The following is an 18,692-nucleotide window of genomic DNA, read 5'->3' as shown; positions in this document are numbered from 1 at the left end:
CAAAAAACGGATGGATAAGTGCTATGCACTCTGTGCGTGGCAATAAAAGAGCAATGCCAGCTTCTATGGCGTTATTGTAGGGCATGAAGCACAAGACAGCAGAAAATAGCAGGCGGCGAAAGAAAATTACCTTTGATTTTGTATAACCGCGCTATTCTTGCGAGCCTTTTTGCGGTGCCAACTAAGACAAAGCGGTAAACATTTCTTACATATAGTTGCCACTCGGTAACATTTGATTACATATTCGTTGTGATAAAACTTAGAATTCCGCCGAAAGTTAGGCAAAATTGCGGTTATTGAATAAAAACTACAGTTATTCTCACCTTAGATTTTCATAGAATTTGTGCAAACTATCAGAAAAATCATGCATTTATGGTTACAACAAGGCGCGTATAACCGCCTATTTGTACCATTACTAGTTCTCGTCCTTGCCGTTGCAGGCTTGCGGTATTACCTTTTAATAGATGCTGAAACTGGACTAGCGCATCAAAGACAACAAGTCGTTCTGACGCAAACAGCCCATTACCTGAGCACACGCATCACGGAACTTGATGAAAGTGGCAATGTTACTGATATTTCGCGCTTATTCGAGCAAGAGCTCGGCGCAACACCGGAGCTTGCAGCGATTTACTGGAGCGCAGATCAACAAAACGTAGAGAGTCATCAACAACCTCACGCATCAAATTTAACTAAGGCAGAAACAGTACCAAAAAACCCGCCGCCCTGGTTTGGACACCTGATCAAACTTCCACCATTGAAACTACAGACCACGGTTGCCCTCGCAAACGGACAAACTGGCAAGTTGCGAATAGATGCAAATGCTGCTCCCGCAACGTATCTCATCTGGAAAAAAGTGCAGCAACAATTACTTATTTCCAGTTTTTTGCTGATAGTGGTTTTTTCATTATTAGCGTTGGTGGTGAGAGCCAATGCAAAGACTTTGGCACAACTGGCCGCGGCAAATCATCGCTTTCAACACGGTGAATACTCCGTTCGTATGGAAGTGGGCGGCACTTCGGAGGGACGAGCGCTTAGTTCTACTTTTAATAGTATGGCAGCAGAGGTCGAACAGTTGGTGACTTCACTGCGCGTGAGTCAGGCTGAACAAAACGAGCAATTACACTTTACCTGGCAATTGTTGACTGCTTTACCCATCCCTATTTTTTTTAAAGATCGCAACGGAATTTGCCGTGGTGTGAATGCCGCGTGGACGCAAATGTTCGGTATGAGTGCGCAGCACGCTGTGGGGCGTCCCATGCAAGAAATCTTGCCATTAATTGAGCAGATCAGTTATAACCTGCACACTCAAAAAGATGCGCACCAGGGACAACAATTGGTCTTAGAAATGAATGTCCCGACAGCGGACAAAGATCTGGACGTCATTTATTACGAAGCAACCTACACTAGCGTGGAAGGAAAACCATCAGGTGTGATCGGCGCACTGGTCGATATCAGCGAACGCAAGCAAATGCAGGCTGATCTCGCAGAAGAAAAAGAAAGAGTCGAAACCACGCTCGATTCGATTGGTGACGCTGTGATTAGTACCGATATTGACGGTCGTATTCTGACACTCAATCGGGTGGCGCGGCAGTTAACGGGATGGAGCCGGGACGAGGCGCAAAGTTTATTGTTGACTGAGGTATTTGAATTATCCGACCCCGAACAGCAAAGTTTGTTTTTTGCGTTTCTGCAAAATATTGAATGGCAAAGCTCTACGTACCAAGCCAATAATCAAGCTTTACGCTGCCGCAATGGCAAGCTGTTAGACATTAATTTTACCGCTGCGCCGATTCGGCAGGTTGATGGTACGCATCGGGGTTGCGTGTTGATTTTCCGGGATTTGAGCGAACAACGCCAATTATTGAGACAAATTTCCTGGCAGGCTGGTCATGATATTTTGACTGGATTGGCGAATCGTAGTTCTTTGACCGCGCATTTTCAAAATGCGATTACGATAGCGCGTCAACAAAATACATTCCTCGCTGTGTGTCTGCTGGATTTAGATCATTTTCAGGCTGTGAACGAACAATATGGTCAGGAGTTCGCCGATAAGCTGTTGCAACGCGTTGCACGCAGATTGGAGCGCAGCGTTGGAGAAGGAAATTTGGTCGCGCGTCTTGGAGGAGATGAATTTGTAGTCCTTCTTCAAAATCAACATGATCTGGCAGAGGTAGATAAAAATCTGGTGCTTCTGTTGGCCGAATTAGCACAGCCATATCAGATCGAACAGCGCAACACCGTCATGTCAGCCAGTATTGGTGTGGCGATCTATCCACGCGATGAACAGAGCCCTGATGCCTTGTTACGCTTTGCCGATCAAGCCATGTATCAGGCTAAGATCAGCGGTCGCAATAAATACCATTTGTTCGATGCTCAACGCGATCAGGAAGTGCGCACGCATCACAACCAACGCGTACGGATTAGTGAAGCCTTATATAACAATGAATTTGTCTTATATTTTCAACCCAAGGTCGATATGCGACGTGGGCTCGTGATAGGAATGGAAGCTTTGCTGCGTTGGGACCATCCGGAGCGCGGCATACTTAGTCCTATGGAATTTTTGCCACTGATAGAACAAACGGATCTGATTATTGAAGTCGGTGAATGGGTGATGCGTAAATCACTAGCTTACCTGCAGGAGTGGATCGCTGCTGGTCACCAATGGGTGATCAGTGTCAATATTGCTGCCAGACATTTCCAATGTCATGATTTTCTAGAAAAGCTTAGCGAGATTCTTTCTGCCTTTCCACAATTGCCATCCCAAAGTCTGGAAATTGAAATTCTGGAGTCGGCAGCGATTCAAGACATTCAATATGTGCACGAAGTGATGCTGGCAGCGCAGCAGTTAGGAGTGCGTTTCGCCCTAGATGATTTTGGCACGGGATATTCTTCTTTATCTTATCTCAAACGCTTACCGGCCAATACATTGAAAATTGATCAGAGTTTTATCCGCGATATGTTGGATGACCAGGATGATCTGGCTTTGATTGGTGCAATTATTGGTCTGGCACGGGCGTTTAAACGAGAGGTCATTGCTGAAGGTGTTGAGACCACCGAGCACGGTGTTGCTTTGATGCGTTTGGGTTGCGATCTTGCTCAAGGGTTTGGTATTGCACGCCCCATGCCAGCTAATCAGGTGCTGGCATGGGCGCAAGGCTATCTGGCTCCTACTGCATGGCGAAGTGTGGTCGTGAACTAATCAACGACCACCAATATGAAACATTTATTTCAGGCGTTGCTGAGTCGCTTGCAAGATATCTTTGGCCATGTTCTCAGATATGCTGCGTAATACACTGGAAATTGCTGGGGCAATGCCACCGTAATCTGCGTCGTTTAATGCCATTGAGCGTCGTAAATGCTGGCGCCGTAACGGTTTTTTGTTGGCGTCGGAAATAGTCCAGACAATATCGATCGCTATGTCCTGGCCTGGCGTTATTTGTAATTGCTGGATCTCAGCATGAACAAAATAACGCGGTAAAGTCGCGTGTGTATCAGCACGTAGAGCTAACCACGCCTCTGGCAATTGTGCCTGCAAATTAGAAAGAAACGTTTGTCTGATTTGTTCATCCAGCGGTGCTACCCAGCGTTGTTCATCCAGAATTTGTGATTCTGTCGGCGATTTTTGTACTACTAATTGTGGCCGATTTATCCCATCAGGTATCGTGACTGTATCGAGAATGACGTCATATTTTGCATCATCAGACGTATGGTCTTGATTGGCGTAAGCGAGCTGATAAAAACGGTCTTTATTTGGACTGGCACAAGCCACCAGCGTCGTAACAAGTGCCGCAACGCCCAGCTTGCGTAGCAGTTGCTGGTGCGAAATCAAAGAGTATTGATTGAACTTGATCATGGTTTAACTTTCTCTTTTCCAAACACCAACGCATCCGGATGACGCTCTAAAGTATCGGCAAAATTAGCCAACGAGCGCGCTGATTTGGAAACCTGTTTGAGGGCTTCACGTAAGTCTTGTTGTACCGGTGCATCTTCTGATAATACGGCGTTGGCGCTGGTCAAGGTTGCACGCGCTTCCTTTAAGGTTGAAGTCAATTCTGGGGTGACTTCAGTATCAAGATGACGACTTAATTTTTCTGTGTTTTCCAGCGTCTTATTTAGCTTCGTCATTGCGGTCAACAGTTCACCGGATAGTTGTTCGAATGGAAGCTTGTCAATTTTTTTAGCGATCCGACCTACCGTATCCTGAATTTCTGCCAAGCCACCGTTATTGCTAGGTAATACTGGAACATCGCTATTCCAGTTGATCTTTGCTGGCGGCGCATCGGTGAAAAAATCCAGTGCTACATAGAGCTGTCCGGTCAGCAAATTACCGGATTTTAATTGTGCTCGCAGGCCTTTCGCAACCAGGCGATCAAGCAAAGCATGTTCTTTGCGTGCGGTATCGTCATCCGGTGCTTGTGCGCCATTTCTGAGTTGCGAACGCAGACGATCCGGATAAATGCTGACCTCGACAGGAAAGCGCGGCACATCGCCACTTTCAGAAAAATCCACACCGATAGACTTCACTTCGCCGATCACAATACCGTGTAAATCAACGGGGGCCCCCTTAGATAAACCACGCAGCGAATCTTTAAAATACATCACGTAGGATCGGACTCTGGTATCGGGAGAGCGCATCGCATGTTCGCGGTTTTCAAATAAGCTGAACACTGTGCCATTGTCGGCAGGTTTTAAACCTGGTGGCGCATCGTCGACGTCCTGAAATGCTAAGCCACCATCGAGTATTGAGGTCAACGATTCAGTGGCGACTTTGACGCCATTTGCGTCCAACGACACTTCTACACCGCTGGCGTGCCAGAAGCGGGTTTGCGTATTGACGTACTGGTCATACGGTGCGTCGATAAAGACTCGTAGCGTAATACCCTTGCCATCTTTATCCAGACTGTATTGCGTGACATGTCCAGCATCAATATGCCGGAAGTAAACTGGGGAGCCGTAGTTGATGGAACCGATTTGTTTGCCATGTAAAATAAATTCATGACCGACAGAATCGCGTGTGACTAAAGGCGGCGTTTCCAAGCCCGTGAACTCATCCGTACTATCTTTGGCGACACCTACGTCGACGCTAATGTAAGCACCTGACAACAACGTACTCAAACCGGATACTGAGCCGCCAGATATGCGCGGTCTGACCACAAAAAAACGCGTATCAGTAGCAAGAATATCCGCAGCACTTTTAATCAATTGCGCCGTCACAATCACGTTTTTCCTATCACTCGATAAACTGATCGCCTTGACCTGTCCGACATCAACGTCTTTGTAGCGCAGTTTAGTCTTACCGACTTCAAGACCTTCTGCGGATTTAAACGTGATCGTAATTACCGGACCCTGGCTGGTGATACTATGAATCACCAGCCACAAGCCGATTAAAGCCGCAATGAAGGGGACGATCCAGACCACGGATGGCAGCCGCCGACGTGAATGGACGTTTACAGTGGGAATTTGTGCCGCTTGAGCACGTGCTGTGGCAGCGGTATCTTGTCCCTCAGGAGAGGGTGGAACATGATCATTCATCGGTATCTATTGCATCCCAAATTAAACGAGAATCAAAATTTATTGCTGACAACATCGTCAGTACCACGACTGTAGCAAATGCAAACGCGCCTTCACCCGGATAAACAGCCGCCAGGCTTTGAAACTGCACCAAGGCAACTAACACAGTAACCACATAAATATCTAACATCGACCAGCGTCCAACCGTTTCAACGATACGAAATAATTGCGTCCGTTGCAAAGGGTGAGAGGCTGAGCGCCGCCAGCAAGTAAACAGTAAAAAGCTCATAGAAAAAAGCTTTAGCAATGGCACCATCACGCTGGCAAAAAATACCAATAATCCCAAAGGCCAGGAACCGGAAGCGAACAGCAACACCACGCCGCTCATGATGGTATCGTCTTCAGGGCCGAAAATGGTTTCGGTATGCATGACCGGCAATAAATTGGCGGGGATATACAGAATATAAGCTGCAATCAGATAGGCCACTGATTTGCTGAATGCTGTTTTACTGCGCAAATGCAGATGTGTTCCGCAGACTGGGCATTTGGCATCATTGGCGTGAATGTGACAGAGCGTCTCGCAAATGCGGCATGTTGCCAAATTAGCGCTGGCGCCGGTCGCTAAATGATGACGCATTGGCGTCAATGCTGGAGGGATTTGTTCGTCTTCAAACCTGGACATCTGATTTCCTTTGCTGAAACCAGTTCCAGACATTATGCGGCGTTAACATTGTTCCCATGTAAGCTGAGACGACAATCAAACCTGAACAAGACCAGAAGGCCGGGCCGACGATAATATCGGCTAAATCTTTTAATTTCACCAAAGATACTAACAATCCCAGCATGAATACTTCAACCATGCTCCACGGGCGTAGCTTTTGTAAGATGACCATAGGCAAGCCTGTGGTTTTGAGCTGCTTGCCCCACTTTAGTCGCGATAAAACATAAATTTCGATGCCAATTTGCATCGCAGGGGCAACTATCGTGGTGAGTATCACAAGCACGCATAATACCGGCATTTCTCGATCCCACATTGCTAACGCCGCTCCTAATAAACTGGTTTCGCGCGTATTTTGTTGCAAATGCAATGCCATCAGCGGGAAGGTGTTCATGATTAAAAACAGAATTACAGTGGTAAATGCCATTGCCAGTGTTTGTTCCAGGGTCGAACCACGGTGCTGAAATAGTTTGGCACGACAACGCGGGCAACTGGCGGCTTCACCAACAGCGAGTGTTTTTTCCTGGCAAATCAGATCGCATTCGTGACACACCACGAGTTTTACTTCTGACATAAAAAGCTATCCATTTATTTCAAGAGGGAATGCAGCGTGACATTAAAACATAATGTTGGATACTTGCCATCCCCGTTAGTGATAATTTTGCTCATTTAAATTTATTGACGAAATAAAAAAAACGGCATGTCTTGCGACATGCCGTTTTAATGATCAGAGCTTCAGCTTAAATGCTTTATTTTTATTTAATCGGATATTTGACTGACATTTCCTTGAGTACGTTGTCTGCATGATCTACTTCTTTCATAACCCATAACATGTACCGGATATCGACATGAATTGCACGTGTGATGGCGCTATCGAAATACCAATCCTTGGTAATTGATTCGTAAGTGGAATCAAAATTCAACCCAATCAGTTCGCCATTTTTATTCAAGACTGCTGATCCGGAATTACCACCCGTAGTATCGGCACTGGACAAGAAATCTACTGGCACTGTGCCAAGTGTCGCATCTTTAAATACACCGTAACGTTTTTCTTTGATCGCTGTCAGCAAATTATCTGGCGCAATGAAAGGCTCTTTGCCGGTATGTTTCTCAACAATACCTTCGACGGTGGTGAACGGACCCTTGGTCACGCCGTCTTTGGGACTGTATGGAGCAACCGTGCCATAAGTAACGCGTAGTGTAGAGTTGGCATCGGCGTAGACAGGCTTTCCTTGCGAGTTTTTCCAGGTGATCACTGCTTGCATATATTGTGGAATAACGCGTTCCAGATTTCCGTTCACTTCTTTACGACGCTCTTCGAGTGTCATCCCGATATCGTGTAATTTGATCGCGAGTTTAATAAAGGCATCATCTGACTGTAAGAACGCGGCAGCATCTTGTTTCAGCCACGCGAGGCGTTTGGCCGTATTTCCCAACTCGCTTTGTTGATACATGCTGGCAACCGATTCCGGCATCGGCAATAAAATGTCGAGTCCTTGTGGGTGGGTTTTAGCATCAAGTTTGTTATACCTTTGTAATGCAGCGGTATAGCGTGCCTGATCGACATTTTGCATATACGATTGTTCCAGACGATTCAGCCGTGCTGCAATAAACGCGACATCACGCTGCTGGAAGCCAGCTTCACGTTGTGCATCTGGCTTCGCGGTTTCCAGTGCCAGACGATACAAGGTACGGGCGCTTCTCAATAGCTCGCTATTGTTCGCCACTGACCAGGCAAACTCTTCTTCCGTCAATGCCATATCACTGGCGATCACGGTATCGAGTTCTTTCAAAAAATCTTTGTCTGGATTATTTTTACTAAACCAGCTGCGGAATTCGGCATCCTGCTCATCTTTGATGGCCGCGATGTCTTTGCGGTTAAAGCCATCAACCAATCCTTGGGTTTTTTTCAGACCATTATTGATGCCCTTGACCACACTTGCATAGCGCACTACCGCATCGGGATTTCCCTGTGTTGCTGCATTAATTACTTCCACGTCAGATTGTGATTCAGCAATGCGCTTTGGATAGCTGACATCGCGTGCGAAGCGGATTTCTTCTGGCAATTTATAACGACTAGTCCGGCCGGGGTAACCTGCCAGTAAAATCGGATCGCCATTCTTCAGACCCAATGCTGAAATCGTTAAGAAATCTTTAGATTTATACGGGATATTGTCGGGTGATGGGTCTGCAGGACGACCATCTTTGCCAACATAAGCACGTAAAAATGAAAAATCGCCGGTATGGCGTGGCCATTCAAAATTATCGACCTCACCGCCAAAATTGCCGATCTTGTCCGAAGGCGCATACACCAGACGCACGTCACGGATCATCAATTGACGTATCCGGTAATATTCCATGCCACGATGAAAACTAGGGATAGAACAACGGTAGGCTTTGTCTTGTTCGCACTCGGTAATCAATGCTTTGATTTTATTTTCGACCATAGCATGACGATCTTTACCAGTCATTGTAGGACTGATACCTTGCAAAACCTGGGCCGTAACGTTGTCAACTTTGTCCGTGATATACATGCGCGAATCGCTACCGGCCGGCAATTCTTCGCTCATGGTTTTAGCTAAGAACCCATCACTGATGTAATTTTTTTGGGCGCTGGAATTGCGTTGTATCGCACCATAAGCGCAATGATGATTAGTCACGACTAAACCGGCATCGGAGACAAATGATGCGGAACATCCGCCCAGCGATAACATCGCGCTCAATGGCGCTTTGGTCAGATCGGCTAATTTTTCAGCGGGAAGGACAATGCCTACTCGTTTTAATTCCGCTTTCAGTTGAGGTAACTGGTGTGGCTGCCATTGACCTTCATCGGCATATGCCATTGACATGCTGCTGATTGCAGCACTGCTTAATAGTAAAGAAAAGAAATTCAATTTGTTCAAATTGTGCTCCGTGAATTGTTTTGTTTCTCAGTCTCAAGCGAGCAAGCGAGCAAGAGAGGAAACTATCGTTATTAGAGGTAAATAAGGCGTACAAATAAGCACAGCATCATTGTCGTTCAGATTGCAAAGAGGTCAAACTGAGATACCGAGTGCTGCTGGCGACAGGGTATCTCGTGGGATCTTTACTCTGCCAACATTTCACGTTTTACACGACGTGAAATTTCCCAATCCAGTTCTTTATCGCGCTTTTTTTCTAACGCATCGATATGGCGCAGCTTTTTATCTGCCACAAATTCACCAGACAAGATCAGACGCGGTTTGGCGTTTGCCGAAATCATGCCATTGGTCGCCCATTCAGAACGTGGTAGGGTAGAGCCAGCGAAAATGCCGTAGTCCTTCCCGCAGCTGATGCCTTTTTCACCGACCACTGACTCACCGGCCTTGATGTATTTTGCCGCGTACAAACTGGCAGCCGTGGCGATCCAGCGGCCTGCGTGGATTTCACCAAACAAGCTGCTGATTTCACCTTTGGCACGGATACTGCCCCAGGCGCTGATATCGCCCTGGCTACCGATAGAACCCGCAGCAACATTACCCTGGCTGATGATTTCGCCGGCAAACAGACTGCCTTCGACTTCAATATTAGTTTCGCTGAATACTTCACCCTGGCAATTGCAATCGCCCGCAACGTGAATGGCGCTGGCTGCCAGATGACCACCAACGAATTGCACTTCCGATGCTTCCAGATCATCGTCGAGTTGCAGATTGCCGTGGCAATCAAGATCCGCACAAGACAAATAACCAAGGCATTGGATATCACCAAAACCGCCAAACACATCGTTGTGCTCATGACGCGCCAGGATAGCCGGATGGACCAGAGCATCCATAAAACTGCTGCCATCTTTTGCTGGTTTGCGCTGATCTATTTCCAGTACGCGTACCATCCATTCGGCACTGCAGCCAGTTTTAACCAAAAATTCAACATCGATATTGCCACCCACATCGAGCGTATGACCGATGTACAAAGACTGCACCTGAATATCACCAGTCACCGTCAGCTTACCGAGGCAATACACTTCTTCTGCAATCAAATCACCATCAATCAACAAATCGCCACCGACGGTTAATTGCGTCGTGATCGTCACATCACCTTGGATATGCACATCACCAGTGCTGGCAAATTGCTTGCGTTTCAGGGTCTTGGCTTGGAACGGTTCTGGAGCTGGAATAGCAGGCAGGGTCACTGCTGGCTTGGCGGCGCGTTTAGTCATGATGGACCTTAAAAGGTGAGGGTGAAAACAAAATTGTTCGCCATTATCCCAGAGTTAAGCGTGAGAAAACGACACTTGGCAGATTTTTGATTGATAAAAAGATCAAATACTGGGTTTTTATTTTGTACTCGATCGACAACATCAGGCAATTTTAGTTGTAATTATCAATCATTATAAAATACAATAGCAATCATTCTCATTTGTGTTAAGAATTGTCTCTTTCTCTAAAGCGACAAGTCTGCGCTTTCTTTTACAATTATGATGCCATCCACCTCAATTGCTGCCTCTAAAGCAGCCTATGTCTATTTTCGTCCGCGCTTTTTGCTGGGCCTTATGCTGAGTGCTTCAATCACCGTGTTAAGTGCTTGCGGTGGCGGTGGTGGTACTTCCGCCGCGCCAGCGAGCAACGCGGGTTCTGATGCGGGTATGAGTGCAGCCGCGCAGGTCGGAAAAAAAATCTTTTCCGATATCAGCCTCTCAGCATCAGGGAAAATGTCCTGTGCAACTTGCCATGATCCTAGCAATGCGCACGCCCAAACCAATAATCTCAGCGTCCAACTTGGTGGTCAAAACCTGGATGTGCCAGGCTTTCGCGCAGTTCCTTCATTGCGCTATCTCGATAAAACACCGGCTTTTGCATTTGGTGACGACGGTAAGCCTTTAGGTGGATTTACCCGTGACGGTAAGGCACCAAACCTGGCGGTACAAGCCGAGACGCCATTCATGGCCGCACACGAAATGGCCAACAACGGACGTGCCGACGTCGTTGCCAAATTGCAGCGCGCGGGCTATGTCAACGAATTCAAAAATGCCTTTGGCGCCACTATTTTTAGCAATGTGGACAGCGCATTTGAACGTGCCTTGTTTGCATTACAACAGTATCAATTGGAAGACAGTGATTTTCATCCCTACGATTCAAAATACGATCGCTTTTTAGCAGGCAAAGCCACCCTGTCGGACAGCGAGTTACGCGGACTTGCTTTGTTCAATAATCCAACTAAGGGTAATTGTGCGGCCTGCCACATCAGCAAGAAGGGAGCAGATGGATCAGCCCCACTGTTTACCGACTTCACCTTCGACAATCTGGGTGTGCCGAGGAATAAGCTGATACCGGCAACCGCAGCAGCAGATTATTTCGACATGGGTGTCTGTGGCCCGGATCGTACTGATTTAACCAAACGTACTGAATTTTGCGGCGCATTCAAGGTACCAACGCTGCGTAACGTAGCGACTCGCAAAGTGTTCTTCCATAACGGCCAATTTAATAACCTGCGCGATGTCGTCAATTTTTATGTGCGCCGTGATACCAATCCTGAAGAGTGGTTCCCATTTGGCACAGATGGAAGTATTCAAAAATTTAATGATTTGCCTGCCGCTTATGCGGGTAACGTCAATGTGAAGGAAGTGCCATACAACCGCCAACCAGGCATGGCTGCTGCACTGACGCCATCAGAGGTAGAGGATGTGATTACCTTCCTATCGACCTTGAACGACGGTTACAAGCCTTAAGCAATAGCAATAAAAATATCGACATTAAAAATTAAAATACCGAAAGTGAATATGAAAAAAAATATCTTTTCCCTGAGCATTTGCAGCGCCATCATCGCTACCGCCTTTGTTACGCCAGCTCACGCTGATGAAGCAGCCTTGCTTCAAAAAATAGAAAAACTTGCCGCTGAATTGGATGCGATTAAAGCTGAATTGGCTGCGACCAAGCAAAAAACAGACAGTGTCGCCAAGAATCAACAACAATTGAGCACCAGCGTTGCAGAAAATACGGCGGCAATCTCTAGTGTTACAGCCGCGACCACTGGTTCAGCGGTTGCAATGGCAGAACAAGCAAGCAAATCAGGTTCGCAGACCGTGATCAGCAGCTACGGTGAGGTCAATTACACCCGCCCTCGTCAGTCAAACAGCCAGGCGCAAACGGATGTCGCTCGTGCAGTCATTGGCATCACCCATCGTTTTGACGAAAAAACTAAAATGGTTGCCGAATTTGAATGGGAACACGCAGTCACTTCCAAAGATGACAAAGGTGAGAGCGAAGTTGAGCAATTGTACGTAGAGCATGAAATTCGTCCGGGTTTGAGTGGCAAAGCGGGTCTGTTTTTGATGCCAGTCGGTTTGCTCAACACCAATCATGAACCAACTGCTTACTATGGCGTAAAGCGAAATTTTGTTGAAACTGCGATTATCCCAAGTACCTGGCGCGAAGCAGGTTTTGGCTTGTCCGGAACGCATGACAACGGCATTAGCTGGGACGCGGGTCTGACGACAGGTTTTGATATCAATAAATGGGACGCCACCAGCACTGACGGCAGCACATCTCCTTTAGGCAGTATTCACCAGGAAGGGCAGCTCGCTAAATCGCGTGACCTGAGCATGCACGCAGCATTGAACTGGCGCGGTGTGCCAGGTTTGTTGTTAGGTGGCTCGGCCTTTACAGGTAAAGCAGGACAGGGTGCGCCTAATTCCGTCGCGAACGATGCCCGCGTCACTTTGTGGGATATGCATGCCCGCTACAACCCCGGCAAGCTTGATGTGAGCGCCTTGTATACCCGCGGCACCATCACTGGCGTTGCTGCTTTGAATCAGACTTTTGCGGGACAAGTAACGCCGGTTCCATCCTCGTTCTATGGTTGGTACACGCAGGCTGCGTATCAGGTTTGGAAAACAGATAGTTACAGCCTGACTCCATTCTTACGTTATGAGCAGTTCAATACAGCACAATCGTATACGGCAATGCCGCAAGGTCTGGGTTTAGCTCCGGCAGCAGATCAAAAAGTAACGACCATGGGTGCTAATTTCCGCATCGGTGAAGGCGTAGTGCTGAAAGCGGACTACCAAAAGTTCCAGCAGGATAGCAACCAAGATCGATATAATCTCGGTGTTGGTTACTCGTTCTGATTGTTTTTATGAAAATGCTTGCTCCTCTGTCTTTGACAACACTCGCTGCTGTGAGCAGCAGTGCTTTTGCCACGCAATATCTGACGGTAGAGCAAGCACAACAAAGTATTTTTCCAGAGGCCAATCACTTCAATGCGCAGCCCTTGCAATTAAATACTGAGCAAATGAAGCAGGTTGAAAAAATCGCCGGTGTGCCAGCACGCTCCGTTGCCTGGCGTACTATCGCCGCATACAAAGACAATACCTTGTTAGGTTACGTGGTGTTGGATGACGTCATCGGCAAGTTTGAGTTGATTTCTTATGCTGTTGGTTTGTTACCGGATGCCAGCGTCAAACAAGTTGAAATTCTGACTTATCGTGAAAGCCACGGCTTTGAAATTCGCAATGCCAACTGGCGTCGGCAATTTGTCGGAAAAACGGCAAACACGGGTTTGGTCGTCGGCGAAGGGATTGCCAATATCAGCGGCGCGACCTTGTCATGTACCCACGTGACGGATGGTGTTCGTCGTATTGCTGCCATCGCTCAGGTGACATTGAAAAAATGAACCGTCGTGCCCAGCCTTGGTTAGGCACTTTGGTCGATATCAGCATTTTGGATGCGTTGCCGGACAACCTGCTGCAAGCGGCATTTCAAGCTGCTTTTGGCGTAGTGCGCGACGTCCATGAGTGTATGAGTTTTCATTCTGATGCCAGCGACATTACAAGCTTTAATCGCGCTGCTATCGGCGCAAAGATCAAATTAAGTCCTCATACCTTCAGCGTTCTGAATCTTGCCCAAGAACTGAATCAGGTCACAGCCGGGATTTTTGACGTGAGAATTGCCAGCCGTCTCGCTGCCTGCGAATTTTTACCTCACAGCGCAAGCACGCCGCTACCCGAATATCAAAGCGGCAAACAGGCCTATGAACTGTTCAACGATGGTCAGATAAAAAAATTACGCAACGACTGGCTAGATGTCGGTGGAATCGCTAAGGGGTATGCGGTTGATCAGGCGATTCTGGCATTACAAAACTTTGGTATACAACACGCTTGCGTTAATGCTGGTGGCGATCTCCGCGTGTTGGGCCAACACGCAATAGCAATTCGTGATCCGCAACAACCTACGACAATGGCAAGAAATATCCTTTTGCAAGATCAGGCAATGGCAAGTTCGGCGACGTATTTTTCTCAGAAAAAATGGCGTGGCGAATGGCATAGCGCCTTGTTCGATGGTCGTAACGGGCGTTCTTTGCATGCCGCTCACAGCTATTCGGTGCTCGCACCTTCCTGTATGCTGGCGGATGGCCTGACCAAGCTACTTGCCGCAACGCACGATGCGCGTCATCCTTGTCTGGAAACTTATCAGGCAAAAGCATTTATTCTCTGATTATCGCCAGCCATTCATTATTAGCCAGCCTATGCGTACCCACAAACAAAGTCTGCGTCATCCCACTTCAACAAGTGCTGTGCGTCTGCAGTTCAAGTTAGAAAATTGGCATAAGCTCAGTATCTACGCCGTGCTGACTGCCTTACTGTTGAGCGGCATTGCCTGGCTTATCGCGCATTTCAGCCTGCGTGTGATGGGTGAGTTTGGAGAAACGGTACATCCCTTAGAACACTGGTCTATGCAAGTCCACGGTGCCTTGATCATGCCATTTGCGGTGTTAGTGGGTAGTTTGTTGCTGCAACACATGCGTCGCGCCCATCGTGCCCATCGTAACCGGGCAAGTGGTTGGACCATGATCCTTAGCTTGATGTGGCTGGCGGTCACTGGTTATGGTTTGTACTACTTCGCCAGCGAAACCGCCCGTCCACTTTGGTCGGTTGCGCATTGGGTGATAGGTTGCGCCTTGCCCGTATTGCTTTTTCTGCACATTTTTTTGGGCAGGCGACATCCTAAAGCTTGACGAATAGTTTGCTGTTTAATTCAGCGGCGTATCCAGACGTCCGGCTTCAGCTAGTTCACGTATCATTCTGATGGTGTCGATATCCGCTTCCAGATATGCTGAACGACGGTATTCGTTATACATTTCTTCTGCCTGATCTTGCTCTGCGCTGGCGCTGTTTTCGTAGATAAAGCGTACAAACAAATGCTCAGGCTGTGGCTCTTCGATCACCATGCGCAAGGAAGATGGCGGTATTTCACCCTGCGCTGGTACGTCATAGTGGATATGATCCAGATGCACAAAATTGACCGTATCTGTGACTGATAAATTGCCATAACGCAAAGTTCTGGTCATGCTGGCTTCGGTACGGTCTATGATGCTGGCTTCATCCAGATGCGGCACAAACAGTTTAGGTGAGTCGGCACGCATGACCAGACCACGCCACAATTGCTCGCGGGTTAAAAAATCAGCGATAGGGTTAAGGATGTCGTTAATTTCGACCAAATGTTCAAATTTCATGATCTTGCTTTCAAATTAGTTGGGCGCTAGTTTACTCTTGTTGACCGCTATCGTGGTAAATCCCGCTGTCATGCTGGCATAAGGCTACAATAGCGCTTACTTTGTTTTTCAAGCGCCTATGTCCCACGGTCTCAATGCTCCCCAAAGAAATGCTGTCAATTATATGGACGGCCCATGCCTGGTCTTGGCAGGAGCTGGCTCGGGTAAAACCCGGGTGATTACCCAAAAAATCGTCAATCTGATCGAATTACACGGCTATGAACCCAAGCACATCGCGGCACTGACATTTACCAATAAAGCCGCGCTGGAAATGCAGGAACGTATCGCCAAACTGCTGGCGGAACCGCGTCAGGCCAAGCAATTGACGGTATCGACCTTCCACTCGCTGGGCGTCAAAATTCTGCGCCAAGAAGCGCAGGCACTGGGATTGAAAGACCGTTTTTCGATTATGGACAGCGATGATTGCTTTGCTTTGGTGCAGGATTTGGCGATTACCACCGATAAGCAATTGATACGCCGGATACAAACCGCCATGTCCTTGTGGAAGAATGCGCTGATCGATCCCGAACAAGCTCTGAAACAGGCACAAGACGAAGATGAAGCCACTGCCGCACGCATTTATCGCAGCTACGTTGCCACCTTGTCAGCATATCAGGCCGTCGATTTCGATGACTTGATACGCTTGCCGGTGGAGTTATTCCGCAGTAACGAACAGGTGCGCGACAAATGGCAGCGCCGTTTGCGTTATTTGCTTGTCGATGAATATCAAGACACCAATACCTGCCAATACGAGCTGGTGAAATTATTAGTCAGCGGGATCGGCAAAAAGCCCATGTTCACCGCCGTGGGTGATGATGATCAGGCGATTTACGCGTGGCGTGGCGCAACTATCGAAAATCTGAAAACCCTGCAAGTTGATTTTCCCAATCTGGAAATCATTAAACTCGAACAAAATTACCGTTCCAGCACGCGTATTTTGCAAGCCGCCAATGCGGTGATTGGTAATAACCCCAAGCTGTTTGAAAAATCATTGTGGTCAGAACACGGTCTCGGTGATCCGGTCAAAGTGCTGGGCATGCAAGACGATGAGCAAGAGGCAGAACAAGTCGCCATCATGATCTCTGCGCACAGATTTGAACGCCGCGCCAAGTATTCCGATTATGCGATTTTGTATCGCGGCAATCATCAGGCCAGAGTGATAGAACAAGCCTTGCGCAAAGAACGAATTCCGTACACGATTTCTGGTGGTCAGAGCTTCTTTGACCGTGCAGAAATCAAAGACATCATTGCGTACTTACGCCTCATTGCTAACGAAGACGATGATCCGGCGTTCATTCGCGCCATTACCACGCCAAAACGTGGTGTCGGTCAGGCCACGTTGGAAGTGTTAGGCGCATTCGCTGGTCAATGGCAATGCTCATTATTTGCGGCGGTATTTAAGGGCGGCATCGAAGCGAAGCTGACTGAGCGACAATTGCGGCCTTTGCGTGAATTTGCGACCTTTATCAATCACGTTGAGGCGCATGCGCACCGCGAAGGGCACGCGGCAGAATTGCTCGATGACTTGATGAAAGAAATCAACTACGAAGCCTATTTGTACGATAGCTTTGATGATCGCGCTGCGCAGAGCAAATGGCAAAACGTGCTCGATTTTACGCAGTGGCTGAAAACCAAAGGCAGTGGCGGCAAGGACGGCACCGATGATCACCGCAGTCTGCTGGATCTGACGCAGATGGTGGCCTTGATGAGTATGATGGAAGGCAAAGACGAAGAACCAGATGCCGTGCGGATGTCGACCTTGCATGCATCCAAAGGACTGGAATATCCGCACGTGTTTTTAGTTGGCGTTGAAGAAGGCATCTTGCCGCACAAAGGCGACCCAGATGCACCAATAGAGACCTTAGCGGCGCGTATAGAGGAAGAACGGCGACTCATGTATGTGGGCATCACGCGCGCCCAGCGCAGCCTGCATATTACCTGGTGCAAAAAGCGCAAACGCGCTGGCGCCCCGGTGCATTGTGATGTCTCCCGATTCATTAAAGAAATGAAGCTTGATGAAGGCGACGCCGTGCCCACCGAAGCCGAAACACTAACCCCAAAAGAACGCTTAGCGAATTTAAAAGCTTTGTTGACAAAAACAAACCATCATCTGACAATCGATTGAGTAAAAATGTTTTCAGATTGATATTGAGGTTAGCGGATGGTGCAACAATGTAGTGAAGAAATATCTGGCGATAGCGTAGTAAAGGAATTGCCAGTGCGGAGTACAAAGCCGAGCTTTGTCTGGCGTCAAGAATGGCATGAATTGCTGGTTTTTTTAAGGAAGCCTCAGCGTGGACGCGGTGTTTCCGTTCCTCTGAGTCATGGCTGGCGCAGGATCTTGTTCCTACTGGCTGTTGATCTGTGTTTCATTCTATTAGTTGCTACCCCTATTAATGCTATTCTTGAGCATTGGGCAGGTTTAGAAGACAAGTTGGACTTCAATGTTCGTAATATGTACTTAGCTGTACTTGTCGCCCCGATTATTGAAGAACTTATATTCCGGGCTGGGTTGCGGCGAGTTGGCTACAGCTTGTTCGTCGGACCTGTCTTGCTGTCTTTGTACTGCGCACAAAGTTTCACTATTATTGCGATTGTTGCCGGGGTTATTTTACTGGCCGCTCTGGTAGACAAGATATTGATGAGACGCGCGCCGATCGGTAACGGCAGACGTTTTGCTCGTGGCAGAGCTTTTATTCGTTATTACCCTTATGTCTTCTGGTTTTACACCATTTGTTTTGGACTCGCACATCTGGCAAATTTTTACTCCACCAATGACAGAGATTATTTGCTGGTGTTTGCGATTAGTGCGCAACTAGGTGTCGGCTGTCTGTTAGGCTATCTTCGTTTGCGACAAGGACTTGCCAGTTCTGTTATTTTACATTGCCTACACAATAGTCTTTTTGTTACCTTGTCAATTATGTTTAATTGATCATTTTCAGTGTGGTAAAGGGGTTGT

15 protein-coding genes are annotated in these 18,692 nt (G+C 47.6%); 8 read left to right on the top strand and 7 right to left on the bottom strand.

Annotated elements, in window-relative coordinates:
• Positions 1 to 364: 364 nt before the first annotated feature.
• Positions 365 to 3,199 carry a putative bifunctional diguanylate cyclase/phosphodiesterase gene (locus tag H8K32_RS08080; RefSeq protein WP_186911970.1) on the top strand — a complete coding sequence of 945 codons (2,835 nt, stop codon included), beginning with the start codon at positions 365 to 367 and terminating at the stop codon, positions 3,197 to 3,199.
• A 24-nt stretch (positions 3,200 to 3,223) separates the two neighbouring features.
• On the opposite strand, the gene H8K32_RS08075 is transcribed toward H8K32_RS08080, so the two are convergent.
• The 6 genes from H8K32_RS08075 to H8K32_RS08050 all read right to left on the bottom strand — a co-directional run bounded on the left by H8K32_RS08075 (position 3,224) and on the right by H8K32_RS08050 (position 10,403).
• A complete protein-coding gene (locus H8K32_RS08075) occupies positions 3,224 to 3,853 on the bottom strand; it encodes a PqiC family protein (RefSeq protein WP_186911969.1) in 630 nt (209 codons plus the stop codon).
• Positions 3,850 to 5,532: a PqiB family protein gene (locus H8K32_RS08070; protein WP_186911968.1), complete on the bottom strand. Its 1,683-nt coding sequence runs from the start codon at positions 5,530 to 5,532 to the stop codon at positions 3,850 to 3,852. The genes H8K32_RS08075 and H8K32_RS08070 overlap by 4 nt, the downstream gene beginning before the upstream one ends.
• Positions 5,525 to 6,193, bottom strand: a complete 669-nt coding sequence (locus tag H8K32_RS08065) for a paraquat-inducible protein A (RefSeq protein WP_246447216.1) — start codon at positions 6,191 to 6,193, stop codon at positions 5,525 to 5,527. Before H8K32_RS08065 ends, H8K32_RS08070 begins: the two co-directional genes overlap by 8 nt.
• Positions 6,180 to 6,803, bottom strand: coding sequence for a paraquat-inducible protein A (locus tag H8K32_RS08060; protein WP_186911967.1), 624 nt, complete (start codon positions 6,801 to 6,803; stop codon positions 6,180 to 6,182). Before H8K32_RS08060 ends, H8K32_RS08065 begins: the two co-directional genes overlap by 14 nt.
• A 181-nt stretch (positions 6,804 to 6,984) precedes the next feature.
• Positions 6,985 to 9,078 (bottom strand): S46 family peptidase, encoded by a 2,094-nt coding sequence (locus H8K32_RS08055; protein WP_186912092.1) that lies wholly within the window; start codon positions 9,076 to 9,078, stop codon positions 6,985 to 6,987.
• A gap of 236 nt (positions 9,079 to 9,314) precedes the next feature.
• Positions 9,315 to 10,403 (bottom strand): polymer-forming cytoskeletal protein, encoded by a 1,089-nt coding sequence (locus tag H8K32_RS08050; RefSeq protein WP_186911966.1) that lies wholly within the window; start codon positions 10,401 to 10,403, stop codon positions 9,315 to 9,317.
• A 333-nt stretch (positions 10,404 to 10,736) separates the two neighbouring features.
• On the opposite strand from H8K32_RS08050, the gene H8K32_RS08045 reads away from it, so the two are divergent.
• Genes H8K32_RS08045 through H8K32_RS08025 form a run of 5 tightly spaced genes read left to right on the top strand, consistent with a single transcriptional unit; the run spans position 10,737 to position 15,196 of the window.
• On the top strand, positions 10,737 to 11,912 hold the full coding sequence (locus H8K32_RS08045) for a cytochrome-c peroxidase (protein ID WP_186912091.1): 1,176 nt from the start codon (positions 10,737 to 10,739) through the stop codon (positions 11,910 to 11,912).
• Between the two features lie 51 nt (positions 11,913 to 11,963).
• Positions 11,964 to 13,310: a hypothetical protein gene (locus H8K32_RS08040; RefSeq protein WP_186911965.1), complete on the top strand. Its 1,347-nt coding sequence runs from the start codon at positions 11,964 to 11,966 to the stop codon at positions 13,308 to 13,310.
• A gap of 14 nt (positions 13,311 to 13,324) precedes the next feature.
• The gene (locus H8K32_RS08035; RefSeq protein ID WP_186912090.1) at positions 13,325 to 13,855 is read left to right on the top strand and encodes an FMN-binding protein; all 531 of its coding nucleotides are present in this window, start codon (positions 13,325 to 13,327) and stop codon (positions 13,853 to 13,855) included.
• Positions 13,852 to 14,676, top strand: coding sequence for an FAD:protein FMN transferase (locus tag H8K32_RS08030; protein WP_186911964.1), 825 nt, complete (start codon positions 13,852 to 13,854; stop codon positions 14,674 to 14,676). Before H8K32_RS08035 ends, H8K32_RS08030 begins: the two co-directional genes overlap by 4 nt.
• Positions 14,624 to 15,196, top strand: a complete 573-nt coding sequence (locus tag H8K32_RS08025; protein ID WP_246447214.1) for a DUF4405 domain-containing protein — start codon at positions 14,624 to 14,626, stop codon at positions 15,194 to 15,196. Before H8K32_RS08030 ends, H8K32_RS08025 begins: the two co-directional genes overlap by 53 nt.
• Before the next feature lie 15 nt (positions 15,197 to 15,211).
• Here the strand turns inward: H8K32_RS08025 and H8K32_RS08020 are convergent, their stop codons facing one another.
• On the bottom strand, positions 15,212 to 15,694 hold the full coding sequence (locus H8K32_RS08020) for an AtaL-like protein (protein ID WP_186911963.1): 483 nt from the start codon (positions 15,692 to 15,694) through the stop codon (positions 15,212 to 15,214).
• Between the two features lie 118 nt (positions 15,695 to 15,812).
• Between H8K32_RS08020 and H8K32_RS08015 the strand changes: the two genes are divergently transcribed.
• Both H8K32_RS08015 and H8K32_RS08010 read left to right on the top strand, forming a co-directional pair.
• Positions 15,813 to 17,858 carry a UvrD-helicase domain-containing protein gene (locus H8K32_RS08015; RefSeq protein WP_186911962.1) on the top strand — a complete coding sequence of 682 codons (2,046 nt, stop codon included), beginning with the start codon at positions 15,813 to 15,815 and terminating at the stop codon, positions 17,856 to 17,858.
• Positions 17,859 to 17,894: 36 nt separating this feature from the next.
• Entirely contained in the window at positions 17,895 to 18,665 is a 771-nt protein-coding gene (locus tag H8K32_RS08010) for a CPBP family glutamic-type intramembrane protease (RefSeq protein ID WP_186911961.1), read from the top strand.
• The last annotated feature ends 27 nt before the right edge of the window (positions 18,666 to 18,692 follow it).

The organism is Cognatundibacterium jejuense, from assembly GCF_014284255.1.
Taxonomy (GTDB): Bacteria; Pseudomonadota; Gammaproteobacteria; order Burkholderiales; family Burkholderiaceae_D; genus Undibacterium; species Undibacterium jejuense.
This window is presented reverse-complemented; position numbering and strand designations above follow the sequence as displayed.